General features: G+C 72.8%; 22 protein-coding genes. 12 read left to right on the top strand and 10 right to left on the bottom strand.

What is annotated here, in order from left to right:
• Positions 1–17 precede the first annotated feature (17 nt).
• Positions 18–638, top strand: a complete 621-nt coding sequence (gene lspA / locus PV789_RS08710; RefSeq protein WP_274976927.1) for a signal peptidase II — start codon at positions 18–20, stop codon at positions 636–638.
• Positions 635–1,561, top strand: a complete 927-nt coding sequence (locus PV789_RS08715; RefSeq protein WP_274976928.1) for an RluA family pseudouridine synthase — start codon at positions 635–637, stop codon at positions 1,559–1,561. The genes lspA and PV789_RS08715 overlap by 4 nt, the downstream gene beginning before the upstream one ends.
• 246 nt (positions 1,562–1,807) lie before the next feature.
• On the opposite strand, the gene PV789_RS08720 is transcribed toward PV789_RS08715, so the two are convergent.
• Positions 1,808–2,788, bottom strand: coding sequence for a DMT family transporter (locus PV789_RS08720; protein ID WP_274976929.1), 981 nt, complete (start codon positions 2,786–2,788; stop codon positions 1,808–1,810).
• Positions 2,789–2,861: 73 nt separating this feature from the next.
• Here PV789_RS08720 and PV789_RS08725 point away from each other — a divergent pair, with 73 nt between their 5' ends.
• The gene (locus tag PV789_RS08725; RefSeq protein ID WP_013151965.1) at positions 2,862–3,767 is read left to right on the top strand and encodes a LysR family transcriptional regulator; all 906 of its coding nucleotides are present in this window, start codon (positions 2,862–2,864) and stop codon (positions 3,765–3,767) included.
• Positions 3,768–3,971: 204 nt separating this feature from the next.
• Here the strand turns inward: PV789_RS08725 and PV789_RS08730 are convergent, their stop codons facing one another.
• The 4 genes from PV789_RS08730 to PV789_RS08745 form a co-directional block, all read right to left on the bottom strand.
• Positions 3,972–5,654 carry a thiamine pyrophosphate-dependent enzyme gene (locus tag PV789_RS08730; protein WP_274976930.1) on the bottom strand — a complete coding sequence of 561 codons (1,683 nt, stop codon included), beginning with the start codon at positions 5,652–5,654 and terminating at the stop codon, positions 3,972–3,974.
• A gap of 556 nt (positions 5,655–6,210) precedes the next feature.
• Entirely contained in the window at positions 6,211–6,528 is a 318-nt protein-coding gene (locus tag PV789_RS08735) for an AzlD domain-containing protein (RefSeq protein ID WP_274976931.1), read from the bottom strand.
• Positions 6,525–7,277 carry an AzlC family ABC transporter permease gene (locus tag PV789_RS08740; protein WP_475468011.1) on the bottom strand — a complete coding sequence of 251 codons (753 nt, stop codon included), beginning with the start codon at positions 7,275–7,277 and terminating at the stop codon, positions 6,525–6,527. Before PV789_RS08740 ends, PV789_RS08735 begins: the two co-directional genes overlap by 4 nt.
• Positions 7,278–7,489: 212 nt before the next feature.
• Positions 7,490–8,341, bottom strand: coding sequence for a helix-turn-helix transcriptional regulator (locus PV789_RS08745; RefSeq protein ID WP_372491836.1), 852 nt, complete (start codon positions 8,339–8,341; stop codon positions 7,490–7,492).
• A 293-nt stretch (positions 8,342–8,634) separates the two neighbouring features.
• On the opposite strand from PV789_RS08745, the gene PV789_RS08750 reads away from it, so the two are divergent.
• The 3 genes from PV789_RS08750 (at position 8,635) to PV789_RS08760 (ending at position 10,670) form a co-directional block, all read left to right on the top strand.
• Positions 8,635–9,072, top strand: coding sequence for a GNAT family N-acetyltransferase (locus PV789_RS08750; RefSeq protein ID WP_274976932.1), 438 nt, complete (start codon positions 8,635–8,637; stop codon positions 9,070–9,072).
• A 146-nt stretch (positions 9,073–9,218) separates the two neighbouring features.
• Positions 9,219–9,896: a PaaI family thioesterase gene (locus tag PV789_RS08755; RefSeq protein WP_274976933.1), complete on the top strand. Its 678-nt coding sequence runs from the start codon at positions 9,219–9,221 to the stop codon at positions 9,894–9,896.
• A gap of 465 nt (positions 9,897–10,361) precedes the next feature.
• Positions 10,362–10,670, top strand: coding sequence for a chorismate mutase (locus PV789_RS08760; protein WP_274976934.1), 309 nt, complete (start codon positions 10,362–10,364; stop codon positions 10,668–10,670).
• A gap of 27 nt (positions 10,671–10,697) precedes the next feature.
• Here PV789_RS08760 and PV789_RS08765 read toward each other — a convergent pair whose 3' ends face one another.
• Complete coding sequence (locus tag PV789_RS08765) at positions 10,698–11,972, bottom strand: endonuclease/exonuclease/phosphatase family protein (RefSeq protein ID WP_274976935.1); 1,275 nt, start codon at positions 11,970–11,972, stop codon at positions 10,698–10,700.
• Positions 11,973–12,286: 314 nt separating this feature from the next.
• Between PV789_RS08765 and PV789_RS08770 the strand changes: the two genes are divergently transcribed.
• Positions 12,287–13,138 (top strand): hypothetical protein, encoded by an 852-nt coding sequence (locus PV789_RS08770; RefSeq protein ID WP_274976936.1) that lies wholly within the window; start codon positions 12,287–12,289, stop codon positions 13,136–13,138.
• A gap of 412 nt (positions 13,139–13,550) precedes the next feature.
• The gene (locus tag PV789_RS08775) at positions 13,551–15,791 is read left to right on the top strand and encodes a rhamnogalacturonan lyase family protein (protein ID WP_274976937.1); all 2,241 of its coding nucleotides are present in this window, start codon (positions 13,551–13,553) and stop codon (positions 15,789–15,791) included.
• A gap of 262 nt (positions 15,792–16,053) precedes the next feature.
• Here PV789_RS08775 and PV789_RS08780 read toward each other — a convergent pair whose 3' ends face one another.
• Both PV789_RS08780 and PV789_RS08785 read right to left on the bottom strand, forming a co-directional pair.
• A complete protein-coding gene (locus PV789_RS08780; RefSeq protein WP_274976938.1) occupies positions 16,054–16,308 on the bottom strand; it encodes a hypothetical protein in 255 nt (84 codons plus the stop codon).
• Positions 16,305–16,622, bottom strand: coding sequence for a hypothetical protein (locus tag PV789_RS08785; protein WP_274976939.1), 318 nt, complete (start codon positions 16,620–16,622; stop codon positions 16,305–16,307). The genes PV789_RS08780 and PV789_RS08785 overlap by 4 nt, the downstream gene beginning before the upstream one ends.
• A 27-nt stretch (positions 16,623–16,649) precedes the next feature.
• On the opposite strand from PV789_RS08785, the gene PV789_RS08790 reads away from it, so the two are divergent.
• The 3 genes from PV789_RS08790 to PV789_RS08800 are packed head-to-tail and all read left to right on the top strand — an operon-like array spanning position 16,650 to position 17,984.
• Complete coding sequence (locus PV789_RS08790) at positions 16,650–17,627, top strand: helix-turn-helix domain-containing protein (protein ID WP_274976940.1); 978 nt, start codon at positions 16,650–16,652, stop codon at positions 17,625–17,627.
• Entirely contained in the window at positions 17,608–17,790 is a 183-nt protein-coding gene (locus PV789_RS08795; protein ID WP_274976941.1) for a DUF397 domain-containing protein, read from the top strand. The genes PV789_RS08790 and PV789_RS08795 overlap by 20 nt, the downstream gene beginning before the upstream one ends.
• Entirely contained in the window at positions 17,787–17,984 is a 198-nt protein-coding gene (locus tag PV789_RS08800; RefSeq protein ID WP_274976942.1) for a DUF397 domain-containing protein, read from the top strand. The genes PV789_RS08795 and PV789_RS08800 overlap by 4 nt, the downstream gene beginning before the upstream one ends.
• A 138-nt stretch (positions 17,985–18,122) precedes the next feature.
• On the opposite strand, the gene PV789_RS08805 is transcribed toward PV789_RS08800, so the two are convergent.
• Positions 18,123–19,484, bottom strand: coding sequence for a glutamine synthetase family protein (locus tag PV789_RS08805; protein ID WP_274976943.1), 1,362 nt, complete (start codon positions 19,482–19,484; stop codon positions 18,123–18,125).
• Positions 19,485–19,837: 353 nt separating this feature from the next.
• Here PV789_RS08805 and PV789_RS08810 point away from each other — a divergent pair, with 353 nt between their 5' ends.
• On the top strand, positions 19,838–21,610 hold the full coding sequence (locus PV789_RS08810) for an NAD+ synthase (RefSeq protein ID WP_274976944.1): 1,773 nt from the start codon (positions 19,838–19,840) through the stop codon (positions 21,608–21,610).
• A 163-nt stretch (positions 21,611–21,773) separates the two neighbouring features.
• On the opposite strand, the gene PV789_RS08815 is transcribed toward PV789_RS08810, so the two are convergent.
• On the bottom strand, positions 21,774–24,785 hold the full coding sequence (locus tag PV789_RS08815; protein ID WP_498049383.1) for a helix-turn-helix transcriptional regulator: 3,012 nt from the start codon (positions 24,783–24,785) through the stop codon (positions 21,774–21,776).
• Between the last annotated feature and the right edge of the window lie 265 nt (positions 24,786–25,050).

Consider the following 25,050-nt stretch of genomic DNA (forward strand, 5'->3'; position numbering starts at 1 on the left):
CCTCCGGGGACAGGAACATGACCACGACCGACAAGACGGGCGCGCGTCCGCGCAGGTACCTTCTCCTGCTGCTCGTCGCGCTCGCCGCGATCGGCGTCGACTTCCTCACCAAGGAGTGGGTCCTGGCGACCTTCGCCGAGGGCGAGTACCTCGACGTCATCGGCGGCTTCGTCCAGTTCACCCTGGTGTTCAACACGGGCGCCGCCTTCTCCATGGGCACCGACTTCACGTGGGTGTTCACCTGCATCGCCAGCATCGTGGTCCTCGCCATCGGCTACATGGGTCTGCGGGTGCGCAGCGTGTGGTGGGGTGTGACGCTCGGGCTGATGATGGGCGGCGCCGCCGGGAACCTGGTGGACCGCTTCTTCCGGGACCCGGCCCCCTTCCACGGCGCGGTCGTCGACTTCATCAGCGTGGGGACCTTCCCGGTCTTCAACATCGCCGACTCCTGCGTGGTGGTGGGCGCCTGCCTGGTGGTGGCGCTGACCTTCAAGGGACTCAACCTGGACGGCACCTTCATCGAGGACGACCGCGACGCCAAGAAGGACCCGGCCGAGGCCGGGGGCGACGAGAACGCCGGAGGCGCCGGTGAGACCGGTGCCGCCGGAGACGACAGGACCGGAGGGAGGGACCAGTGAGCGACGTCCGAAGCCTGCCCGTGCCCGACGGGCTGGAGGGCGACCGGCTCGACTCGGCCATCGCCCGCATGTTCGGCCTGTCCCGTACCCGCGCCGCCGAGATCATCGGTGAAGGCGGTGTCCTGGTCGACGGCTCCGAGGCGGGCAAGTCCGACCGCGTCAGCGCGGGGGCCTGGCTGGAGGTCACCCTCCCGCCGCCGCCCACCGCCCCCGTGCCGCGCCCCGAGGCCGTGCCGGGCATGCGGATCGTGCACGAGGACACCGACATCATCGTGGTGGACAAGCCGGTCGGCGTGGTCGCCCACCCGACCGTGGGCTGGACCGGCCCCAGCGTCCTGGAGGGCCTTCTGGCCTCGGGGGTGCAGGTGGCCACCAGCGGCGCCGCCGAGCGCCAGGGCATCGTGCACCGGCTGGACGCCAACACCACCGGCCTGATGGTGGTCGCCAAGAGCGAGACCGCCTACAGCGTGCTCAAGCGGGCGTTCAAGGAGCGCACCGTGGACAAGCACTACCACACGCTCGTCCAGGGGCACCCGGACCCGCTCCGGGGCACTGTGGACGCGCCGATCGACCGCCACCCGGCGGGCGACGGCCGCTGGGCCGTGGTCGCGGGCGGGCGCCCGTCGGTGACCCACTACGACACGCAGGAGGCCTTCCGGGCCGCGAGCCTGCTGGAGATCAAGCTGGAGACCGGCCGCACCCACCAGATCCGGGTGCACATGTCGGCCCTGCGCCACCCGTGCGTGGGCGACATGCTCTACGGTGCCGACCCGACCCTGGCCGAGCGGCTGGGCGTGCGCCGCCAGTGGCTGCACGCGGTGCGCCTGGGCTTCGACCACCCCACCGAGCACCGCCCGGTGGAGTTCTCCAGCCCCTACCCGGACGACCTCGCCGCCGCCATCGAAGCGCTGCGCGAGGACTGACCCGCCTCCGGACCGGCCCGCCGGTCCCGGTGCTCCGGCCCGGTCCGTCCACAGGCGCGGATCGGGCCTTGCCGTGCGTGCACGCGGCGAAGGACACTGGAATCGGGGGGAGCCCCACCCCCAGGGGGGGTGCGCGGCACCCCCGGTTCCCAGTCTGGCACGGGCCGTAGGCCCCGGCCAGGGCCTCTCCGGAGCTGTGGACGGCGGCCCGGCCCGGGCCGCCGCTCCAGCCCGAGGGGGCTCCGGTCACCTCCTCCGCGAGGGCGGGGTCACGTACCGGGTGCGGATCACGCCCTGGCACAGGGCGGCGCCCAGGATGATGACCACCGCGCCCAGCGGCTGGTTCCAGCTCAGGGTCTCGCCCAGCAGCACGACCCCGGCGGCGATCGCCACCACCGGCGCCACGTAGGTGACCGTGGTCGCCACCGTCGCCCCTGCCTCGCGCACCACCGCGTACTGGAGGATGTAGGCCACGCCGGTGCCGAAGACGCCCAGGGTGCTCACCGCCGCCACCACCTGCCACGTCACGCCCGTGGGCATCTCGGTGAACAGCGGAACCAGGACCACCAGCGGCACCGAGCCCAGCAGCAGTTGCAGGGTGCTCAGTTCCAGGGCGCCGTGGGAGCTGCCAGCCACGAACCGGCGCAGGTAGGGCGTGCCGATCCCGTAGCAGACGGTGGCGCCCACCACGAACAGCATTCCCAGCACGGCGTCGCCGTCGCTGACGGCCACCTCGCCCAGCGATCTCCACACCCCGAAGACGGTGAGCACGCCCAGGAAGCCGATGCCCAGGCCCAGGACCCGGTCGCGGTCGGGCCGCTCGTCGGAGAGCAGCAGCATCGAGAACACCACGCCGAACAGGGGCGTCGAGGCGTTCACGATGCCCATGAGCGCGGACGGGATGAGCTGGGCGGCGAACCCGAACAGGGTGAAGGGGACGGTGTTGAGCAGCAGCGCCGCCACGAACATGTGCCCCCACAGGCGGGGCGAGCGCGGCAGTCGGCCGCCCCGCAGCAGCAGGACGACGAGCAGGGGCAGCGCTCCGGTGGCCATGCGCCCGAGCGTGAGCTGCATGGGGGAGAGCACCTCGGCCCCGATCTTGATGAACAGGAAGCTCATGCCCCAGATCAGGGAGAGCAGGACGAACTTGGCCTGCCAGTCGGAGAGCGCGCGGCGCGGGCTGCCGGGCGGGGCGGACACGGGGGAGACAGCGGAGGCAGCGGACATGGCACGTTTCTATCCCCGAACGATGTGTTAGGTCTACTTCGCATTTCTTAATCCAGCCCTTAGGCTTGCTTACATGCTCAGCGTCGACCGACTCCGGGTCCTGCACACCATCGCGGCCCACGGCTCCCTCAGCGCCGCCGCCGAAGCCCTCCACGTCACCAACTCGGCCGTCTCCCAACAGCTCACCAAGCTCGAACGCGAGGTCGGACAGCCCCTCGTCGAACGCAACGGCCGGGGCGTGCGCCTCACCGACGCCGCCGAACTCCTGGTCGAGCACACCGCCAGGATCCTGTCCATGGTCCAGCGCGCCGAGGCCGACCTGGAAGCGCACCGCGACGACGTCACCGGACACCTGCGCCTGTCCGCCACCCCCACGGCCGTCCGCGGCCTCCTGCCGCACGCGCTCTCCTCCCTGCGCGAGGCCCACCCCGGCCTGCGCGTGGAGCTGCACGAGGAGGAGCCGCACGAGAGCGTGCCCGCCATGGCCCGGGGGGACGCCGACCTGGCCATGGTCGTCGACTGGATCGGGGCGCCGCTGAACCTGCCCAGCGGCATGAGCCGCGCCCCGCTCATGGAGGACGTGGGCGACATCGCCCTGCCCGCCGACCACCCCCTGGCCCACCGCGAGATCCTCGCCCCCGAGGAGATCCTCGACCTGCCCTGGATCAGCTGGTCACGCGGATCGATCTGCGACGACTGGCTGCACGGCCTGATCCGGGCGCACGGCGGCGAACCCAACGTCATCCACAACGTGGAGGAGCACCAGACCAAGCTGGCGCTCATCGCCGCCGGGATCGGCGCCGCCGTCATGCCCCGCCTGGGATGCGGACCCCTGCCGGAGGGGGTACGGGTCGTGCCCGTGCAGCCCGCGCTGGTACGCCAGGTGTACGTGTTCTGGCGCACCGACGCCTCCCGCCGTCCGGGCATCCGCGCCACCGTGCGCGCCCTGCGCGAGGCGGCCGCCGCCTACGCCGCCTGAGTGCTCAGCCCCCTTTTCGGAACGGTTCGGGTCCGGTGAAGGGGCACGGGCACCGTGCCGCCCGAGGCGGCCGGTACGGCACCCGTGCATCCGTGCACGCCGGGGGCGGGACGGGACCGTGAGGCTTCGTCCGGGCGCCCCGGAGGCGACCGTTGCCAAGGCCCGGACGGTCCCGGCGGCCCCCAGCCGTGCGGCGGTACCGGCTCAACCGTTCAGCAGGCCCGACAGGGTGGCGGCCGGGCTGATCACCTCCGGGTCCGTCCGCACGTCGACCAGGGTGGGCAGGTCCGCCCCCACCGCCTCCGCCAGCGCCTTCTCCAACTCCTCACGCGTGTGCGCGGTCGCACCCCTGGCACCCAGGGACCGGGCGTACCCGGCCAGGTCCAGCGGCCCGCTGATCCGGGTTCCGGCGATCCGCCCCAGCTCACGGGCCTGGTGCATGGCGATCGTGCCGTACAGCCCGTTCTGGAACACCACCACGGTGATCGGCGCGTCCATCCGCACCGCGGTCTCCAGCTCCTGTCCGGTCATCAGGGCGCCGCCGTCCCCGGCCACCGCCACCACCGTCCGGTCCGGGGCGGCGATCTTGGCCGCCACCGCGGCGGGCACGGCGTAGCCCATGGCACCGCTGGTCGGCGCCAGCTGGGTGCGCGGATGCCGGAACCACCAGCCCCGGTGCAGGAAGGAGGCGAAGTTGCCCGCGTCGTTGGTGATCAGCGCGTCCTCGGGCAGGGCCGCGCGCATCCCCGCGACCACCGCCCACGGGTGCAGCCGGGAACCGGTGCGCCCGGCGGCCTCGGGCGGCACCGTCGCGGTGTCCACCCACACCCGGCGGGCCGAACTCCAGTCGCGGTAGGGCGCCTGGACCGGTGCCCCGGCGAGTTCGCGCAACGCCTCCCCGGCGTCGGCGACCGCGCCGAACCACAGGTCGGTACCGGCCCCGAGCTGCCCCGGATCGACGTCGATCTGCGCGACCCGGACGCGCCCGCCGCGTTCGGGCAGCCGGTACCCCTGGGTGGTGGTCTCGCTCATCCGGCAGCCGACCACCAGGACCGCGTCGGCCTCCGCCAGGGCGTTGAGCACCGGCGGAGAACAGCCCAGCCCTAGGTGGCCCAGGTACAGCGGGTGGTCGTTGGGGAACACGTCCTGGCGCCGCCAGGCGGCGTACACGCCCGTGTTGAAGCGTTCGGCGACCCGGATCAGGTCCTCCCGGGCCGCGCGGGCGCCGCCGCCCGCGACGATCACGGGGCGCACCGCCCTGGCCAGCCAGGTCGCCAGCCGGTCCCGGGCCTCGGTGCCCAGGACCGGGTGCGGGACCACGGGCGGTCCGGGCGGGTCCTGGGGGCCCACGCGCTGGCCGAACAGGTCGCCGGGCACCGCGATGGCGACCGGGCCGGGCCTTCCGGTGGTGGCGACGCGGACCGCCTTCGCGGTGACCTCCGCGAGCCGGTCGGCCCGGTGCACGGTGGTGGACCACTTGGTGATGGGCGCGTAGAACGCGGTGAGGTCCACCTCCTGGAAGGCCTCCCTGCCCAGGTGCCCGGTCTCGGCCTGTCCGAGGAACACGATCATCGGCGTCGAGTCCTGCATGGCGGTGTGCACGCCCACCGCCAGGTTGGACGCTCCCGGCCCCCGGGTGGCCGCGGCCACGGCGGGGACGCCGGTGAGCTTGGCCTCTGCTTCGGCCATGAACCCGGCGCCGTTCTCGTGCCGGGTGGAGACCAGCCGCATGCGCGGGTGCTGGTCGATCGCGTCGGCGAGCTCCAGGAAGCTCTCACCGGGGACGGTGTAGCACCGTCTGATCCCGGCCGCGGCCAGCACCCCCACCACCGCGTGCGCGGCGGTGTCGGTGGGCGGGCTGGGGCGTTGTGCTGCGCCTGTGGCCATGGGGGCGGGGTCCTTCCATCGTCGCAAGGTCCACTCGGCGCGTCCGGGCGGGTCCAGACCGGGTCTGGCACGTCCGGGCGCGTGCGGTCGGTGGTGACCGGCCGCTGCCGCTTCGAGCCTCGTGGGCTCCGTGGCGTTCCGGGTGCTGCCACCCGGAGGCCGCCGTCCCGGGTCGCCGCTGTCCGGCGCCCGAGTAGGGTCTTGGGCTTCCTTCCCAGGGGGCGGGGGACTTGCACTCCCCGCCCGCCGTGTACGGGGGCGGTCGTGGTGGGGCGACCGGTCGGCACCCGCGCCGGGGCTGCCCGGCGCCGCAGGGGCGAACGGGGAGGGCCCCGTCATCGGCTGGTACGCCGTCCGACGTCCCATCACCTCCTCACTTCCAGGAAACCGCAGCGCGACGGCCTCCGGTAGGGGTTGTGGATAACTTCCCCGGGTCGCTCAGCCGACGCCGAGCGCCCACGGGGGCCGGACCCGTCCCGAGCCCGAGGCCGCCCCGACGCTCAGCCGACGTTGTCGGGGAGAGGGAGCGTCCCCTGGCGGAGGCCGTCCGGGCCGCTCAGCCGACGCCCAGGGCGCGCAGGCCCGCCGTGGTGGCCGCGGCGGCGACGATCACGACGAGGAAGGGCGCGCGCAGGGCCAGGGCCAGGACGGCGGCGCCCAGGCCGCCCATCCGCGCCGTGTCCCAGGCCAGGGCCTGGCCCTCGCCGCGCAGCGCCTCCACCGCGATCAGCGCGGCGAGCAGGGCGAGCGGTACGGCGGTGGCGAACCGTCGCAGCCACGGGTTGGCCAGGAGCCGCCGGGGGGCGGCCAGGCCCGCGTACTTGAGCAGGTAGCAGCCCGCGGCGGTGGCGACGAGCACGGTCCACAGGGTCATGACCGGGCCTCCCCGCGCTCCGCCTCGGACCGCCGGTCGCCTTCCTCGCCGGGCGCGGCCGGACCGCTCTCCCCGGCAGCGGGACCGATCAGCGCCACGAGCGCGGCCGAGGCGGCCAGCAGCACCGGGACGCCCGAGGGCAGGAACGGGGTGGCCGCCAGGGCCAGGCCCGCGCCCAGGCCCGCGATCAGCCACGTGCGGGCGCCACCCTCCCGCAGCCTGGGCCACAGCAGCCCCAGGAAGACCGCCGGACCCACCGCGTCGAGCCCGAACGCGCTGATGTCGCCCACGCGCTCGGTGGCCAGCGCCCCGGCCAGGGTCGCCACGACCCAGGAGCCGCCCAGCACGGCGTAGGTCGTCACGAACGCCGTGCGCGCCGACGCGCGGTCCGGCTGGGCCAGGGTCACGGCGGTGGTCTCGTCGATCACCCCGTGCGCGGCCAGCGCCCGCCGCGCGCCCCGCCAGCCCAGCACGTCCGCCAGACGCAGCCCGTACAGGGTGTTGCGGGCGCCCAGGAGCAGCGCGCCCGCCGCACCGGCGACCAGGCTGCCGCCACCGGCGATCACCCCCACCAGGGCGAACTGGGAGGCTCCGGTGAACATGAACAGGCTCATGAAGACGGACTGCGCCGGGGACAGCCCGGCTGCCACGGCGGCGGTGCCGAACGCCAGACCGGCGGCGCCCACGGCGACGCCGATCCCCACGCTGTCGCGCACCGCGGGTGTACGGAGGACGGAGAAGGATTTCACGCGCCCCACGCTAGGAAGGCCGGTCCCGCGGTGTCTTGAACGTTCTTGCCGGGCCGCCCGATTGCCCGCCATCCGCTCCCGGTGGCGGCGAAAGGCCCCGGCCACCAGGGCGGAAGGAGGACGACGGGGCGACCGGAACCGGTCCCGCGGGGACAGCCCGGATGCCGCGGCCCCCGACCCCACGGACGCCCCGGCGCCGATCCGCCAGCGGCTCAGGTGGACAGCAGGGCGCGCTGGTAGGCCACCGGAGGCACCCCCAGGTGGCGCTTGAAGTGTCGGGTCAGGTGCGGCTGGTCGGCGAACCCCACCTCCACCGCGACCTCGCCCGCCCGGCGGCCCGAGGCCAGCAGCGCCCGGGCCCGGTCCACCCGCAACTGGTTGAGGTAGGCGTGCGGCGGCAGACCGTGGACGGCGCGGAAGGCCCGCGACAGCGCGAACGGGCCGATGCCCAGTCCGGCCGCCAGCTCCTCCAGCGTCGGCGGGTCCACCAGTCGCCCGGCCAGGATCCGTCGTGCCCGCTCCACCTCGGGGCGGGCCGCGTGCCCGGCCGGTCCGGCTGCCCGTTCGCGGCCGTGCGAGCGCAGCAGCATCCCCAGGCCCTGCCTGGCCAGGGAGGAGGCGGTGAGACGGTCGCCGTTCTCGGCGGCCACGTGCGCGGTGGCCAGCACCCGGGCGGCCTCGGGAGCGTGGATGCCGGACTCGGTGAACGCCGGGGTCCCGCGCATGCCCAGTTCACGGGCGATGTCGGCCACCACCTCGGGCAGGGGGTAGAACACGCGGTAGCTCCAGCCCTCGGGGATCCCGGCGTGGCCGGTGTGCACCTCCCCGGGGCCGACCACCGCCAACCCGCCCGGCCCCACACGGGCACGCCCCCGCTCGTGCGTGTACTCCTCGATGCCGCCGGTGATCACCCCGATCGTGTAGGTGGGGTGGGTGTGGCGGGTGAAGGCCGTGGTGACGAAGCGGGCGGTGAGCAATTCGGTCTCGGGCAGCCCGGAGAAGCGCCAGTAGCGCGCCCGCTCCGCGCGCGGGTCCTCGATCCGGGGGTGAACGTCGCCGGGCATGCCCATCGCTCCAGGTTAGGCAGTGCGCTGCGCGGGCGCCGCCACGGACCTCGCGCGGGCGGGGCCGGGAACGCCGCCACGGGCCAGGGCCTCGGCCCAGACACCGGGGGGACCGCCTGGATTTCCGCGGCGGGAACGAAACGGGCGCTGACGCCTGAGACGGAGCGGGCGGTGCGACAGCACGGGCACCGGTGACGATCGGACACCGGCTGGCGCCGCCCGCAGGTCCGCGCCAGCCGGGGAACGGCACCCACGATGCGTGTTTCGCCCCGTCATGGGACTAATCTGCCTGCATGACTACGACCGAGATCCGCCTGGCGCGGGATGAGCGCGACCGCGCCGCAGTGTTCGTCATCCGGGGAGCCGTGTTCGTCGCCGAGCAGCAGGTGCCCGTGGAGGAGGAGTGGGACGCGCGCGACGCCACCGCCGACCACCTCCTCGCCCTGGACGGCGGTATCCCCGTGGGCACGGTCCGCCTCGTGGACCTGGGCGGAGGCGTGGGCCTCCTCGGCCGTCTGGCCGTCCTGCCCAAGGGGCGCGGCACCGGGACCGGCGCCGCGCTCGTGCGCGCGGTGGAGGAGCGGGCCCGCGAGCGCGGTCTGTCGAAGGTGGAGCTGCACGCCCAGACCCACGCGCTGGGCTTCTACGCGCGGCTGGGCTACGCGGCCTACGGCGAGGAGTTCCTGGACGCGGGGATTCCGCACCTGCACATGGTGCGTGAACTGGACTGACGCCGCCGCGCGTGCCGTCCGTCTCCGCGCCGTGTGACAGGGAGCGCACCGCCCGGCCCCGCCCCACCGGAATGCGACCGAGTAGGATTCGGTTTGACGGTGGTGCCCCCAGCCGCCCGTGCACACCCCGATCCGACGAGGAACACATGACGGTCAACACGCAGCCGGTAGCCGACCGCCCCGACCCCCGCGCCTTCGGCCTCCCGGTGGTCGACCAGGCCCAGATCCCCGCCGAGCTGCGCTCCCTCGTGGCCCGCGTCCACGACCTCGTCGACGCCGTCGCCAACACCGAGGTCGACACCGACACCCTGGCCGAGGCCGCGGCGACCGTCGAGGGCATCACCGGCAGGCTCAACGTCGCCCGCCGCCAGATCGGCACCATGGTCCAGCGCGACCTCCAGAGCGGAGACGTCGAGTACGGCACCATCACCAACATCGTCTCGGGCGACACCAACCCCGCCGCCCCGCCGCTCCTGCTGGAGCGCACCCCCGAGGGCCTGCGCGGCGAGGTCACCCTCAACACCGTCTACCAGGGCCCGCCCGGGCTCGTGCACGGCGGCTGGATCGCGGCCCTGCTCGACCAGGCCGTCGGCAGCGTCTCCGCCGTCGAGACCACCCCGGGGCTCACCGCCAAGCTGGAGGTGAACTACCGGCAGCCCACGCCGCTGTTCACCCCGCTGGAGGTCACCGCGGAGGTGGACCGGGTGGAGGGCCGCAAGGTCTTCGTCTCCGGGCGGATCCGCGCCCACGGCGAGGTCACCGCGGAGGCCACCGCCCTCATGGTCCAGGTCAGGATTCCCGAGACCGGGGTCCAGCAGAGCTGAGCCGCCAGCCGGACCACCCGGCCCGAGGCACCGTGGGGCGGCCCGCGCCGACAGGCGGGGCCGTCCCACGCGCGTACGCGGCAGCGCCGCACCGACCACTGCGGCGGGCCGCCCCACGCGCGTGCGCGACGGAGGGGCGCGCCCCCGCACGCGGGGTGACGCGACCCCCGCAGGGGGCGGACCGTCGCGTCCTCACCGGCGGATTCGGTAGTATCTCCCCCATGACCCGCCGCTATCACGTGTTTAGCCAGCCGACGACCTCGTCGGCCGCTCTCACGTAGGCGGAACCAGGGGTCGTCGGCAACGGAGCACCAGGGCAGCAGCCCGGTGCTCCTCCTCGTTTTCAGGCGGCCGACGCCCCACGACACGCTCTCCACGCACCGCGCGCATCCCGCGGGGGCGTCCGGCCGCACCGCGACCGCGCCCGGCCCGTCGCCGGGACCGCCCCCCCGAGGGAGAACCACCGTGTCCGAGCACCGCACCACCCCGCCCGCCGCCCAGGAGCAGATCCGCCGGTTGCGCGGACGCATCGACCAGATGGACGCCGAACTGGCCTCGCTCCTCGAACGCCGCGCCCTCGTCGCCGCCCAGGTGCAGCGGCTCAAGCCGGTCGGCTACTTCGCCGGGCGCGACATGCGGCGTGAGCGCGAACTGGTCGAGCGCATGGCCGAGCACGCCCCGCGCCTGGGCCCCGACCGGCTCGCCGCCATCATGGACAGCGTCATCAGCGCCGGGCTGGCCGCCGCGCAGGAGGAGGCCGTCCGCGCCAGGTGACCGCGTCCCGGCCACGGGCGGGCACGGTCAGTGGCGGAGCACGTCCACCCACACCATCCGGTGGTCGGAACTGGGGAAGGGGTAGTCGCCGGTCAGCCGGAACAGCGGGTCGTCCACGGTCGGCCAGAACACCCCGGACGAGCGGGTCGGCACGGTCCGCGAGGGCAGCACGTAGTCCACGCGCAGGTTGCCCGGGCCGGGCTCGTCCGCGAAGTCGGCGCTGTCCAGCACCGGGTCGCCCCCGTGCCCGTCGTTGGCCCCGCCCTGGCGCTGGGCCGCGCCCCTGCCGCCCTGGCTGGAGGGGCGCACGTCGTTGATCCCGGGGTGCTCCAGGAGCTGGGTGATGGCGTTCGGGTGGCCGTCGCCGTCGTTGGGGTCCGCGTTGAGGTCCCCGGCGATCACGAACGGGGCGCCCACCGGCAGGCCGCCGCGCCGCCCCTGGTCGTCGTAGACGTAGGAGGCTGCGCGCGGGGTCACGTAGTCGGCCCAGAAGCGGATCTCGTCGTGGTTGCGGGCCACGTTGCGCTTCTCCGGGCCGTCGAAGGACGGCGGGGTCGGGTGGCTGGCCAGCAGGTGGACCGGGCGGCCCCGGCCCGTGTCGATCGGCAGGTCCCAGTGGCTCTTGGAGGACAGCCGCAGCACCTCCAGGGCCTCGGGGGAGTAGTAGGACTCGCCCGTCCCGGGGTCGGTGGGCAAGAGCGCGCCGGGCATGTCCGCCCACCGGAAGGTCTGGAACGTGCGCACGTCCTCGGTGACGATCGGGTACATCGAGTACACGACCATCCCGTACTGGCCGGGGAACAGCCCGTACCCGAAGGAGTCCTCGGCGTAGGCGGGGCTGCCGGGCTCGGTCACCGCCTCGCCGTCGCCGTTGAGGTCCGCACCCGAGGCCACGCCGGTGTTGACGGGCGCCGAGTAGACGTAGGGGTACTCGACGGCGTCGGCGCCGTTCTGGCCCACGGACAGGTAGTTGTCCTGGAACCGGCGGGGCCCGTTCCCCTCCTCGTCGTAGTCGAACTCGTTGACCAGGAGGACGTCGGGGCGCACGTGCTGGATGATCTCGGCGACGTTGCGCGCCTGCTCGCTGTCGGGGGTGGCCAGCTCCTCGGCGAGCACCCCCTGGCCCGGGCGCTCCAGCGCGGTGTTGAAGGCGGCGAAGCGCACCTCGTGCGATCCGGGCGGCTGGGGCACCGACGGCGACGCCCCGGCGGAGGCGGGGGCCGCCACCAGGGCGGACGCGGCCAGGACGAGGGTGGCGGTGGAGGCCACCGGTCTGGCCAGCGGGCGTGAACGCGGCTTCATGAGGGCATCCTCTCAGCGGGGGAGCGGGGTGCGAAAGACCGGGGACTCCGGCGGCCGCGGCTTCCGGCGGCCGGGGTCGCGACGGTGTGGGTTCGGGCGGCCGCGGGTGCCGACAACCCGTGGTTCCGACGGCCGTGGGTCCCGGCGGTCGGGAGTCCCGTTGAACCGGCCCAGCCGAACCGGGCACGACCGGGACGACGACATCCCGGCCGCGGGAGGCTAACAGCCGGGGGTGAAGCGCAGGTGACCCCGGGTCGTCCACAGGGTTCGAAACCCCGTAGCGGCGACGACCGCCCTCCTGCTTCCCTGGTTCCATGGCCCACAACGAACCCAACCTGCCCTTCCGCTGGGACGTCGCGGGCGGTGACCAGCTCGGTTCCCTGACCGAAGGACACGACCACGAGCCCCTCTACGTCGAGGAGCTGACCGAGTGCGCGGCCAGGGTGCTCGCCCGCAGCGCGGACGGGGACCTGTACTTCGTGGGCCGCTCCCCGGACAGCCTCTTCGACCTGCTCAGCGGTGTGCTCTCCGACACCCCCTACCGGGAGCGGCTCAGACGGCTGCCCCTGTCGCTCTACGGGTACGAAGGCCGGGGGCTCACCCCCGCCGAACGCGCCCAGCTGCGCACCAACCTCACCGCCTCGGGCATCACGCCGCGGAGCCTGGCCGCGCGTGGGCGCCCCCTGGTCTTCGTGGACCTGGTCCTGCACGGGTCCACCTTCGGCAACCTGCACGAGAACCTGCGCGACTGGATCGAGGACGAGAGGGCCGCCTGGAACGTCATCCGGCGCAGGGTCCGCTACCTGGGCGTCACCCTGCGGGAGAAGACCAGCCCCAACACCTGGCGCTGGCAGCAGAACGCCGACTGGACCCACGAGCTGCCAGCCAGCGCGGTGCGCAACATCTCCGTGCCCGGCTGGCTGTGGAAACACCTGGGCAACGACCAGCCCAAGACCACCGCGTCCTTCCGCCGCACCCTCTGGGCGGATCCCTCCGTCACCGAGCCCCGACACGACAAGAAGGCGCTGTGCGCCCTGTCCACGGCGGTGCACCTGGTCGAACGGGGACGCACCCGTGAGGTCCGTGAGCACGTCCACCGGGTGCTGACCGGGGAGCCCGCCTTCCGGGAGCCCTGGCTGCGCGACCTGGCCCGCGCGATCCGCTGAGCCCGCTGTGTCCGCTGATCCGGTCCCGGCGGACTCGCGTCCTGCCGCGCGCACAGGGTTCACGAGGTCGTCTGCCTCCAAGGGCCGCGTGGGACCTGTGGAACCGTCTGTCTCCTCAGGTCGGCCCGAGGCCCGCCGAGCCGCTGTTCCCGTGCGGCGCCGACCTGGGCTTGAATCGTTTTGCCCTTGGCTGCTCCGTCCTCGCCTTCGCCTGACACGTGGCGGTCGGACATCCCATGTCAACTGGGACTCAGGTCCTCCGATCGGACGTAAATCGGTTTAGAAAGAGCCGTTGTCGCGCCGCTACTCCCCGTGTTACATTCGCGGTGTTTTCGGGAGCGCTCCCATCACATCGACGCATCCGGGCCGCCGCGACACGTCGGTACCGGATGCGGTGAGGAGTTGCCTTCCCATGCCCCCCATCCCCCCTGCCGCCCGTCAACGCACACGGCGCGGCGCCTGCCTCGCGACCGCCCTCGCCACGGGCGCGGCGCTCGCCGCCGTGGCGACCGGCCCCGCCTCCGCCGCCGCCGGCTGCGAGGTCGACTACACGATCCAGAACCAGTGGAACAACGGGTTCACCGCCGCCGTGTCCGTCACCAACCTCGGTGATCCCCTCGACGGCTGGACCCTGGAGTGGGACTTCACCGCGGGCGAGCGCGTCACCAGCGGCTGGAACGGCGAGTTCTCCGGCTCCGGGGACCGCGTCAGCGTGGCCGACACCGGGTGGAACGCCGCCGTCGCCACCGGGGCCTCGGTCGGCTTCGGCTTCAACGGCTCCCACGGCGGCACCCCCGAGATCCCCGAGTCCTTCACGCTCAACGGCACCGTCTGTACCGGCGACACCGGGGAACCGCCCGGTGAGGAGCCGCCCGACGACGAGGACCCGCCCACCACCGGCGAGGGGCGCCAGGTCGAGGAACTGGGCCGCGGCCTGGTGAGCGTGCACGGCCCGCAGGGCAACCTGGTGAGCTGGCGGCTGCTGGCCACCGACTCCGAGGGCGTCGCCTTCAACGTCTACCGGGGCTCCACACGCCTCAACTCCCAACCCCTCACCGGGGCCACCTCCTACCTGGACGGCGGGGCCTCCGCCGACGCCGACTACACGGTCCGCCCCGTGGTCGACGGGCAGGAGGCGGAGGCGTCGGGGACCTCACTGGCGCTGCGCGACGGCTACCTGGACGTGCCCCTGGACGTCCCGTCCGGCGGCAGCGGCTACACCTACGACGCCAACGACGCCAGCGTGGGCGACCTCGACGGCGACGGCGAGTACGAGATCGTCCTGAAGTGGCAGCCCACCAACGCCAGGGACAACTCCCAGTCGGGTCGCACCGGCCCCGTGCTGCTCGACGCCTACGAACTCAGCGGCGAGCGGCTCTGGCGGATCGACCTGGGGCGCAACATCCGCGCCGGTGCGCACTACACCCAGTTCCAGGTCTACGACTTCGACGGCGACAGTCGGGCCGAGGTGGCCGTGAAGACGGCGGACGGCACCGTGGACGGCACCGGCGGGGTCATCGGCGACGCCGGGGCCGACCACCGCAACGGCGACGGCTACGTCCTGAGCGGGCCGGAGTTCCTCACCATGTTCGACGGCCGCAGCGGGGCCGAACTGGACTCGGTGGACTACGTGCCCGGACGCGGCGACGTCTGCGACTGGGGCGACTGCTACGGCAACCGGGTGGACCGGTTCCTGGCGGGCGTCGCCTACCTGGACGGCCAGCGGCCCAGCCTGGTCATGGCGCGCGGCTACTACACGCGCTCGGTGATCGCGGCCTGGGACTGGCGCGACGGGCGCTTCACCCGGCGCTGGACCTTCGACAGCGACGAGGCCGGGTCGCGGTGGGCCGGTCAGGGCAACCACCAGTTGAGCATCGCCGACGCCGACGGTGACGGCCGCGACGAGGTCATGTACGGGTCGATGGCCGTGGACGACGACGGAGGCGGGATGTGGGCCACCGGTCACGGACACGGGGACGCCATGCACGTGGGCGACCTGCTGCCCGACCGCTCCGGCCTGGAGGTATTCACCATCACCGAGCGCACGGGGGGCGCGGCGGGAGCCTACGTGGCCGACGCCGACACCGGAGACGTGGTCTGGCGCAGGCCGACCGCCAGCGGTGAGGAGGGGCCCGGCCGGGGCGTGGCCTCGGACGTGTGGCCGGGCAACCCGGGCGCGGAGTTCTGGGTCACGGGCGGCGGCATCAGCGGCATGTACGACGCCGAGGGGAACCGTCTGGGCGTTCGCGCCCCCTCGTCCGCGAACTTCGTGGCCTGGTGGGACGGCGACCCGCTGCGTGAACTGCTGGACGGCACCCGTATCGACGAGTACGGCACCGGTGGCGACACCCGGCTGCTGACCGGCTCCGGGGTGGCCTCCAACAACGGCACCAAGTCCACACCGGCGCTGAGCGGGGACATCCTCGGTGACTGGCGTGAGGAGGTCGTCTGGCGAACCGAGGACAACCGGGCGCTGCGGATCTACTCCACGCCGCTGCCCACCGAGTTGCGGATGCCGACTCTGATGCACGACACCCAGTACCGGGTGGCCGTCGCCTGGCAGAACACCGCCTACAACCAGCCGCCGCATCCGAGCTTCTTCATCGGGGACGGCATGGAGCCCGCTCCCTGGCCGGAGGTGTACACGCCCTGATTCCCGGGCGGGGCGGTACGTGGGCGGTCGTGCGGGTGCGCCCGTGCGGCTGCTCCGCGCCCGGCGGAGTCCCCTCGGTAAAGGTGGCTGTCGGATAGGGGACCGGTCGGACAAGGAGCCAGTCGGAGAAGGGGCCGTCAGAGAAGGAGTCCGTCCGACAAGGGAGTCGTCAGGGAACCAGCCGTCAGAGGACGGGCCCTCCTACCGGATGTGTCTTCTTCCGGAGGAGGGCCCGTGGTCCTCCGCGTGGTGGCCGTGGGTCTCACAGGTACCTGCGGGGGAGGTCGCCCGCCTGGAGTTCGGCGAAGGTCACCATCCGCATGCCGGGGCGGGTGAGGACGGCCCCGCCGCGGGCGAAGAAGACGGTTCCCCCGGCCTTGCGCAGGTTGAGCAGGCCGACGGCCGAGCAGAGGATCTGCCGGGGCGTCACCCTCTCCACCCCCGGCGTGGTGGCGAGGGACGCGGCCACCTCGGGGGAGACCTCAGCGAGGAAGCGGGGGAGTTCGTGCGCGCTCACGAGGTCTTCTCACCGGCCTCCGCGATCTCCAGAACGCTGAGGAGACGGCGGGCCATGTCCTGTTCCCGGCCGATCGGAAGGCCCTGCTCGTACTCCCAGGCGTCCTGCGTGCGGAAGGGCTCCCACATCCAGAACCAGTGCCACTGGCCCGAGTCCGCCCGCATCAGGCGCACCGACTGTTCCTGAGAACCCCGCTTCACCACCAGCACCATTTCCGGCCGGGGGAGCGGCTTGAGGTTCAGTTTGTCCAGTTCCAGTGCGAGCCTCTTGGCCGCCTCCCTGGTCACTGTGGTCTCATTCTCGGGTTCTGACATGTCCCTTTTCCTCCGTGGAATGGTGGAATGTTCTCAAAGTCGCTGTCACAGGCCGTCGCTGGCCGTGAAACTGATCATCCGAGAGAGAAGCTCAGAACCATAGAGGGCATGGGTATATGGGAGAATCTGAGAAGTGCTGTTTTCGGTGGTGCGGAGATGGTGGAAAAGGGTGAAGTAATGGCGAAACACAAGGTCAGGCCCCACGCCAGGGAGTGGGGAACTGAGTTGAAGGTTCTGCGCGCCAGGGCAGGAAGAACCCAGAAGAGCCTGGCTGCCCCGCTGAACTGCTCTGACACCCTCATCTCCGGCTTCGAGTCCGGTACGCACTGGCCCTCACGCGAGATGGCGGTGGAGTTGGACGACCTGATCGCGGGGGAGGGGGCTCTTGTCAGGCTCTGGGATCGCCTCAACTCCAAGAAGTCATATCCTGACTGGGTGGTTGACCTGGTCAAAGCTGAGCCCAGGGCGACTGTTATGCGAGAGTTTGAGACCACTGTGGTTCCTGGGCTGATCCAAATCGAGGCATACGCTCGTACCCTGATCGCAGCGAACAACGGTCTTGCGCCCCAACGGGACATTGAAGAGCTGGTGTTCGGGCGGATGGAGCGTCAGAAGCTCTGGGACCTTCCTGACCCTCCCCGGCTGGTCCTCGTCATGAACGAGGCTGTACTAGCTGCCTCTATCGGAGGCCCTCAAGTCATGTTCGATCAGATCACAAAGCTGATAGACATGGTTGAGTCCAGGAAAGTCCGGACCCACGTCATTCCCTTGGAAACCCACGGTCCTCCCGCGGTCATGCCGTTCACCGTCTTCAGCTTCGAAGACCAGGAGGACACGCTCTACCTGGAGGACGGGCTGTCTGGTCGCATGGTGACGGATCAGGACGACGTGAGCCGGATGGATAGGATTTTCAGTGACCTCTTGGGGGTCGCGCTGTCACCTGAGAAGTCACTCAAGGCTCTCTACCAGCATCGAAGGAAGCACGATGACGAAGCTCTCGACTGAGTGGAAGAAGTCCGCCTACAGCGGTGGTAACGGTGGTCAGTGCGTAGAGGCGAAGCGGACCTCTGCGGGCGCGGCTGTGCGTGACACCCAGAACCGGCACCTCGGCCATCTGGAAGCCGACCACCGTGAGTGGATTGCTCTCCTGGAAGCGGTCAAGGGATGACGAAACCGAAGCTCTCGACTGAATGGAAGAAGTCCACTTTCAGCCATGGCAACGGTGGGAACTGTGTCGAAGCCCAGAGGACTGGAACGGGCGCGGCCGTGCGTGACACCCAGAACCGTCACCTCGGCCATCTGGAAGCCGACAGCACCGAGTGGACCGCCCTCCTGGAAGCCGTGAAGGGCTCCGCCCCCTGAAGCCCTGACCCCGGCCCCTGGCCCCTTCGAAGCATTCCTGAAGCACCCCCGAGACGCACCGAGCCCCCTTCCCGGGATACCCGGGAAGGGGGCTCGCGCAGGCTCACAGCGCCACAGGACTACATGGCCACCCGGCTCTTACAGGGTCGGCAGGTATCTGTGCAGCTCGTACGGCGTCACCTGGCGGCGGTAGTCGTGCCACTCCGCCTTCTTGTTGCGCAGGAAGAAGTCGAAGACGTGCTCGCCCAGCGTCTCGGCGACCAGCTCGCTGTTCTCCATGATCCGCAGCGCCTCGTCCAGGCTCTGCGGCAGCGGCCGGATGCCCAGCGCCCGGCGCTCGGAGTCGGTCAGCGCCCAGACGTCGTCCTCCGCGCCCGGAGGAAGCTCGTAGCCCTCCTCGATGCCCTTCAGACCAGCCGCCAGGATCACCGCGTAGGCCAGGTACGGGTTGCAGGCCGTGTCCAGCGAGCGGATCTCGATCCGGCTGGAGTTGGACTTGCCCGGCTTGTACATCGGCACTCTCACCAGCGCCGAGCGGTTGTTGTGGCCCCAGCAGATGTAGGCCGGTGCCTCGCCGCCCATGCCCGCCGAGGCGGCGGGGTCGTCCCACAGGCGCTTGTAGGAGTTCACCCACTGGTTCGTGACGGCCGTGATCTCGTCGGCGTGCCGCAGCAGCCCCGCGATGAACCCGCGCCCGACCTTGGACAGCTGGAAGTCCGCCCCCGGCTCGTAGAAGGCGTTGCGGTCGCCCTCGAACAGCGACAGGTGCGTGTGCATGCCCGAACCCGGGTACTGCGTGAACGGCTTGGGCATGAAGGTGGCGTACACGCCCTGCTCCATCGCCACCTCCTTCATCACGAGCCGGAAGGTCATGATGTTGTCGGCGGTGGTCAGCGCGTCGGCGTAGCGAAGGTCGATCTCCTGCTGCCCCGGCCCGCCCTCGTGGTGGCTGAACTCCACGGAGATGCCCATGGCCTCCAGCATGTTGATGGCGTTGCGCCGGAAGTCGTGCGCGCTGTTGTGCGGCGTGTGGTCGAAGTAGCCGCCGGAGTCGTTGGGCTCGGGCAGCTCGCCCAGTTCGGGCATCTTCTTGAGCAGGTAGAACTCGATCTCGGGGTGCGTGTAGAACGTGAACCCCAAGTCGGATGCCTTGCCCAGTGCGCGCTTGAGCACGTGGCGCGGGTCGGCCGACGACGGCGAGCCGTCGGGCATGAGGATGTCGCAGTACATGCGCGCCGTGCCGTGCGGCTCGTTGCGCCAGGGCAGCACCTGGAAGGTGGAGGGGTCGGGCTGGGCCAGCATGTCGGCCTCGTAGACGCGCGCGAACCCCTCGATGGCCGAGCCGTCGAAACCGATGCCCTCGGAGAAGGCCGCCTCCAGTTCGGCGGGGGCGACCGCCACGGACTTGAGGTACCCGAGCACGTCGGTGAACCACAGCCTCACGAACCGGATGTCGCGCTCCTCCAACGTGCGGAGCACGAATTCCTGCTGTCGATTCACGATCAACCTTCCTCGATGCGGTCGGTGTCCGGGCCCTCCCGGCGTACAGCGGGGCCGGTTCGGACACGGTCTCCCAGGTCCAGTGTGCCGTGCGGATATTTCCGGGGTATTTCCGCACACGCCGAACAGCCTGCCCGGTCCGTCACCCGCACACGCATTATGGCCCGTGACCGGGCGTTTCCGGCCATCCGCCCGCCGTCGGCGGCCGGACCCGCGTGGAACCCGCGCCGAACCCGCGGCAGCCCCCGGAGTGCGCGCCACCGCTTCCCGGCCGTCCGCGCCCGGTGCCGTGCCGTGTGCCCGGGCCCGCCGCGACCGCGCCCCGGAAACATCCTGCGGCTAGGCTCGGGCCCGTGGCACAGCTCAGAATCGCACTGGCCCAGGTCAACCCCACCACGGGCGACCTGGACGGCAACCTGTCCCTCGTCGTCGACTCCGCGCGCAGGGCCGCCGAGGAGGGCGCCCACCTGGTCGTCCTCCCTGAGATGGTCGTCACCGGCTACCCGGTCGAGGACCTGGCGCTGCGCAACTCCTTCGTGTCGGCCTCGATCAAGGCCACCCGCGCCCTGGCCGCCGACCTCGCCCGGGAGGGCCTGGGCGAACTCCCCGTCGTGGTGGGATACCTCTCCCGCCGCGAGGGCCCGGGCGCACGCTACGGCCAGCCCGCCGGGGCACCGCAGAACTCCGTCGCCGTCCTGCACCGCGGCGGCGTCGTCCTCTCCTCGGCCAAGCACCACCTGCCCAACTACGGCGTGTTCGACGAGTTCCGCAACTTCGTCCCCGGCGACACCCTCTCCGTGGTCCGCGTCCGCGGCGTGGACGTCGCCCTGGCCGTCTGCGAGGACCTGTGGCAGGAGGGCGGCCCCGTCACCGCGGCCCGCGCCGCCGGGGTCGGCCTCCTGGTCTCCCTCAACGGTTCCCCCTACGAGCGCCACAAGGACGACGTGCGCCTGGAGCTGTGCCAGCGCCGCGCCCGCGAGGTCGGCGCCGCCCTGGCCTACGTCAACATGGTCGGCGGCCAGGACGAGCTGGTCTTCGAGGGCGACTCGCTGATCGTGGACTCCGAGGGGGAGCTGGTGGCCCGCGCGCCCCAGTTCGCCGAGACCCTCCTGGTCGCCGACCTGGACCTGCCCGAGGCCGGACCGGCGCCGGACGGCCCGGGCGCGCGGGTGGACGGCCTGCGCGTCATGCGCCACACCGTCTCGGCGGACCCGGTCGCCCCCTACCCGCCGCGGGCGGCCACCGTCACCCCGCGGCCCGACCCGCTCTCCGACACGGGCGAGGTCTACCGCGCGCTGGTCACCGGCCTGCACGACTACACCGTCAAGAACGGCTTCGGTTCGGTCCTGGTCGGCGTCTCGGGCGGCATCGACTCCGCGCTGGTGGCCACCATCGCGGTGGACGCCCTGGGCGCGGACCGGGTGCACGGCGTGCTCATGCCCAGCGCCCACTCCAGCGACCACTCGATCGGCGACGCCGAGGAGCTGGCGCGCCGCCAGGGCTTCGCCGCCCGCACCATCGCCATCGCCCCGGCCGTGGAGGCGTTCACCCGGTCCACGGGGGAGGCGGGCGTGCCGCTCACCGGCCTGGCCGCCGAGAACCTCCAGGCCCGCGTGCGCGGCACTCTCCTGATGGCGCTGTCCAACGAGGAGGGCCACCTGGTCCTGGCCACCGGCAACAAGAGCGAGGCGGCCACCGGCTACTCCACGCTCTACGGCGACTCCGTTGGCGGGTTCGCGCCCATCAAGGACTGCTGGAAGACCCTGGTCTGGGAGCTGGCCCGCTGGCGCAACGAGGAGGCCGACCGGCTGGGGCAGACCCCGCCGATCCCGGAGAACTCCATCTCCAAGCCGCCCAGCGCCGAACTGCGCCCCGACCAGCTCGACACCGATTCCCTGCCCGACTACACACAGCTCGACGCAGTCCTGGACGCCTACGTCGGCACGGACAAGGGGGAGGCCGAACTGGTCTTCGCCGGGTACGACCCCGAGCTGGTGCGCCGGGTCATCCGCATGGTGGACCGCGCCGAGTACAAGCGCCGCCAGTCCGCGCCGGGCACCAAGATCAGCTCGCGCAACCTCAGCCGGGACCGCCGCGTGCCCATCACCAACCGCTGGACGGTCTGAACCGGGTTCCGTCCGCCTCCTCCGGCGCGCCCGTGCCCGCACCGGTCGCCGGAACACGGCACGTCCCGCGGCGCGGAGCCGGTGGAGGCGGTGCGCCTGCCTCCACCGGCTCCGCGCCTCCCCCCGGTCCCCGTCGCGGTCCGGGCGGGCCCGGGGCCCGGTCCTAGGCCAGGCCCAGCTCCCGCAGCCGCGCTCCGGCCGCGGCCCGGTTGGGCACGTCGAGCTTGGCCAGGATGTTGGACACGTGCACGCTCGCGGTCTTGGGCGTGATGAACAGCCGCTCGGCGATCTGGGCGTTGGTGCTGCCCACGACCAGCATCCGCGCCACCTCCGTCTCGCGCGCCGTCAGCCCGGCGGGGACGGCGGGCGGGGCCGCGTCCTCCTCCAGGCCGCAGCCCATCCTGCGGGCCAGGTCCGCGGCGGCGTCGGCCAGCGGCACCGCTCCGCACTCCCGGGCGGTCGCGTGCGCCTGCCGCACCCACGCCACGGCCTGCTCCCGCCGCCCGACCGCCACGGCCGCCTCGGCGGCCCGCAGCCGGGCCCGCGCCAGGTGCAGCCGCATCGGCGTGGCCTCCCAGGCCGCCACCGACCCGCGCCACCGCTCCAGCGATGGCGCGTCCGGCCCCGTGCCGTCCACCTCGGCGAGGTGCGCCCCGACGGACACCCGGTAGGCGTGCTGCGCCGTCCCGTGGGCGGGCATCGGCGCCACCAGCGCGGCCACCAGGTCCCGCACCCGGCGCGCCCGCTGCGCCGTCCCCTCCGGGCGGCCCGGCGCCGCGCCCAGCCGAGCGGCCCCGGCCATCACCTCCGCCATCGGCCACGTGTACCCGTGCGCGGACTCCAGGGCCAGCCGCTCCAGCGTCCGCTCGGCCAGGACGAGCGCGTCGTCCACGTCCCCCGCGACCAGGTCCGCCTCCAGCAGCGCCAGCAGGGACAGCTGCACGATGTTCATACGGTGCGAGGCCAGCGCGTCCTCCCGCCCCGACACCCTCATGGTCCGGCGCGCCGCCTCCGGGTCCCCCTGCGCCGCCGCCGTGCGGGCCAGCACCGCGTCGACGTAGAAGCGGTGCTTGCTGGAGGGGTGGGTGCGCAGGACCGTTTCGAGGATGCCGCGGGCCTTGGCCAGGTCTCCCAACTCGAAGTGGATCTCCGCGCGGTTCTGGTGGTTGAACGTCTTGTGGACGGCCGCCCACCCCATCGCCTCGTGCCGGGCCAGGGACTCCTCCAGGACCGTCAGACCCTCCTCGTGGTGTCCCAGCTCACGCAGGAAGTGGCCCAGGTTGCCCGCCCCGCGCGCCTCCAGACCGGGGTCGCGCGCCTCGGCGGCGTAGCGGATGGCGGCCTCGATGAGGGGGCGTCCCCCCTCCAGGTCGCCCGCGTCCATGTGCAGGCCGCCCAGGGTGATGCGGGCGTCGGCGGCCGCGCACATGCCGCTCTGCCCGGCGGGGTCGGCGAGGGCGATGGCCTCCTCCGCCAGCGCGCGTGCCGACCTTCCGGACCTCTCCAGCTCACGCAGCCGCTCCTGCTCCGGCGTGTGGCGCCGGTCGGCGCGGTGCACCATGCTCTCCCGGGCCAGGATGGACAGCAGCAGGCCGTACCCCGGCATGTGCGGCGGGTGCAGTTCCAGGGCCGCGACCAGGTCGGTGATCCCGCTGCCGCAGGAGTCCGCGGCACGTGCCAGACCGCGGCGGCGCAGCAGCCCCGCCCGCACGGTCAGCGTGTGGTCGTCGCCCCCGTCCTCGGGGAGGGCGGCCAGGGCCTCGTCGGCCAGTTCGAGGGCGCGCCTGGCGCGGCCCGCCTCCACGGCGGCCCCCGCCGCGAGGCTGGCCACCTCCGCCCAGGTCCTGCCCTGGACCCGCTCCCGTGCGTCGGGGACGCGGTCCCACAGGGCCAGCACCCGCTCCAGCATGTCCAGTTCCTCGCCGTAGGCCAGGGTGTCGCCCGCGCGCACCGCCGCCCACCAGGCGGCCTGGAGTGCGCTGGGCAGCTCCTGTGCGGCGTTGTAGTGGTGGGCCTGCTCGGCGGCCCTGCGGTCGTAGGGGACGGAGTCGGGGTACTCGTCGATGAGCTGGGCGAAGCGCATGTGCAGCCGGGCGTGGGCGCCGGGCAGCAGGTCGCCGTGCACGGCGTCGCGCAGCAGGGCGTGCCGGAAGCGGTACCCGGTCCGGTCGGCGCGCAGGGTGTTGGCGTCGACCAGGGTGTGCAGCGCGGTCTCCAGTTCGCGTTCGGGTAGCCCGGCCGCGTGGTGGAGCATCTCGTGCTCGATGCTGCCCGAGACCGCGCCGACCGAGGCCACGCGCAGCACCGCCAGGGCGGTGTCGTCGAAGCGGTGCAGCGGCTCCAGCAGCAGGTCGCGGAACTGGTCGGGCACGTCGTGGCCGCCGACGGAGGGGTCGCCGACCGCCGAGGCCAGAGACTCCACGAACAGCGGGACGCCCTCGGTGCGCCGGTACAGCTGGTCCAGTTCGTGGCCGGTGAGGTCGGCTCCCCGTATCGCGGCGGCCTGGGCGCCGGCCTCCTCGCGGCTGAGCGGCGCCAGCTCCAGCGGCTCGACCCCGGGCGCGCGCCGCAGTTCGGGCAGCAGGCGGCGCAGCGGGTGGGCGCGGTGCAGGTCGTCGCTGCGGTAGGTGGCCACGAGCTGCACGCCCGGCAGGTCGAGGTTGCGGACGAGGAAGACGAGCAGGTCGCGGGTGGCGCCGTCGGCCCAGTGCAGGTCCTCCAGCACCACGGTGACGCCGCCGTCCTCGGCGGCCTGGGTGAACAGGCGCAGGACCTGCTCGAAGAGGATCCCCCGGTTCTCCGGGCGAAGGACGGGCACCTCGCCCAGTTCGGGCAGGAGCCGGGCGAACTCGCCGGTGCCCCCGGGCGCCGCGGCCTCGAACGCCGCGCGTCCGCGCTCGCGCAGGAGTTGGCGCAGCACGGCGGTGAAGGGGGCGTAGGACAGTCCGTCCACGCCGAGCTGGAGACAGCCGCCGACGAAGACCGTCCCCCGGGGCAGGGCCGAGACGAACTCGCCGACCAGGCGGCTCTTGCCCACGCCCGCGTCACCGCTGACCAGCACCGTTCCGGACGCCTCGGTGTGGGAGCGCCCGGCGTGGTCCCGGAGGAGGCGGAGTTCGCGCTCACGGCCCACGAAAACGGTACGACTGTCGGCAAGAACGGGCATAGCGCCCATTATGCCTGTCATGTGCGGCCTTCTCAGGGGGTTTTCGCCCGCCATCGCCTGCCCGCCGTCGCCTGCCCGCCGCCCACCTGTCCGCCACCCGCCTGCCGCCCACCTGCCCGCCTGTCCGCCACCCGCCCGCCGCCTGCCTGCTCGCCCGCCCGCCGCCGCATGGCGCGCGGACGAGTCGGGCCCGGTTCCGCCTTCGGGTTCCGGCCCCGACCGCGGCGCCGGTCCGGTTCCGACCACCGCGTCCCGCCGGGGTACGGGGTCCGGC

Origin of the sequence: Nocardiopsis camelliae (genome assembly GCF_028993595.1) — a bacterium.
GTDB classification, from domain to species: domain Bacteria; phylum Actinomycetota; class Actinomycetes; order Streptosporangiales; family Streptosporangiaceae; genus Nocardiopsis; species Nocardiopsis dassonvillei.

Coding starts and splice junctions, on each gene's coding strand:
- PV789_RS08815 (WP_498049383.1), bottom strand. CDS start 24,785: ATGGGCGCTATGCCCGTTCTTGCCGACAGTCGTACCGTTTTCGTGGGC.
- PV789_RS08720 (WP_274976929.1), bottom strand. CDS start 2,788: ATGTCCGCTGCCTCCGCTGTCTCCCCCGTGTCCGCCCCGCCCGGCAGC.
- PV789_RS08725 (WP_013151965.1), top strand. CDS start 2,862: ATGCTCAGCGTCGACCGACTCCGGGTCCTGCACACCATCGCGGCCCAC.
- PV789_RS08765 (WP_274976935.1), bottom strand. CDS start 11,972: ATGAAGCCGCGTTCACGCCCGCTGGCCAGACCGGTGGCCTCCACCGCC.
- lspA (WP_274976927.1), top strand. CDS start 18: ATGACCACGACCGACAAGACGGGCGCGCGTCCGCGCAGGTACCTTCTC.
- PV789_RS08735 (WP_274976931.1), bottom strand. CDS start 6,528: ATGACCCTGTGGACCGTGCTCGTCGCCACCGCCGCGGGCTGCTACCTG.
- PV789_RS08730 (WP_274976930.1), bottom strand. CDS start 5,654: ATGGCCACAGGCGCAGCACAACGCCCCAGCCCGCCCACCGACACCGCC.
- PV789_RS08755 (WP_274976933.1), top strand. CDS start 9,219: ATGACGGTCAACACGCAGCCGGTAGCCGACCGCCCCGACCCCCGCGCC.
- PV789_RS08800 (WP_274976942.1), top strand. CDS start 17,787: ATGACGAAACCGAAGCTCTCGACTGAATGGAAGAAGTCCACTTTCAGC.
- PV789_RS08745 (WP_372491836.1), bottom strand. CDS start 8,341: ATGCCCGGCGACGTTCACCCCCGGATCGAGGACCCGCGCGCGGAGCGG.
- PV789_RS08750 (WP_274976932.1), top strand. CDS start 8,635: ATGACTACGACCGAGATCCGCCTGGCGCGGGATGAGCGCGACCGCGCC.
- PV789_RS08795 (WP_274976941.1), top strand. CDS start 17,608: ATGACGAAGCTCTCGACTGAGTGGAAGAAGTCCGCCTACAGCGGTGGT.
- PV789_RS08775 (WP_274976937.1), top strand. CDS start 13,551: ATGCCCCCCATCCCCCCTGCCGCCCGTCAACGCACACGGCGCGGCGCC.
- PV789_RS08785 (WP_274976939.1), bottom strand. CDS start 16,622: ATGTCAGAACCCGAGAATGAGACCACAGTGACCAGGGAGGCGGCCAAG.
- PV789_RS08790 (WP_274976940.1), top strand. CDS start 16,650: ATGTTCTCAAAGTCGCTGTCACAGGCCGTCGCTGGCCGTGAAACTGAT.
- PV789_RS08770 (WP_274976936.1), top strand. CDS start 12,287: ATGGCCCACAACGAACCCAACCTGCCCTTCCGCTGGGACGTCGCGGGC.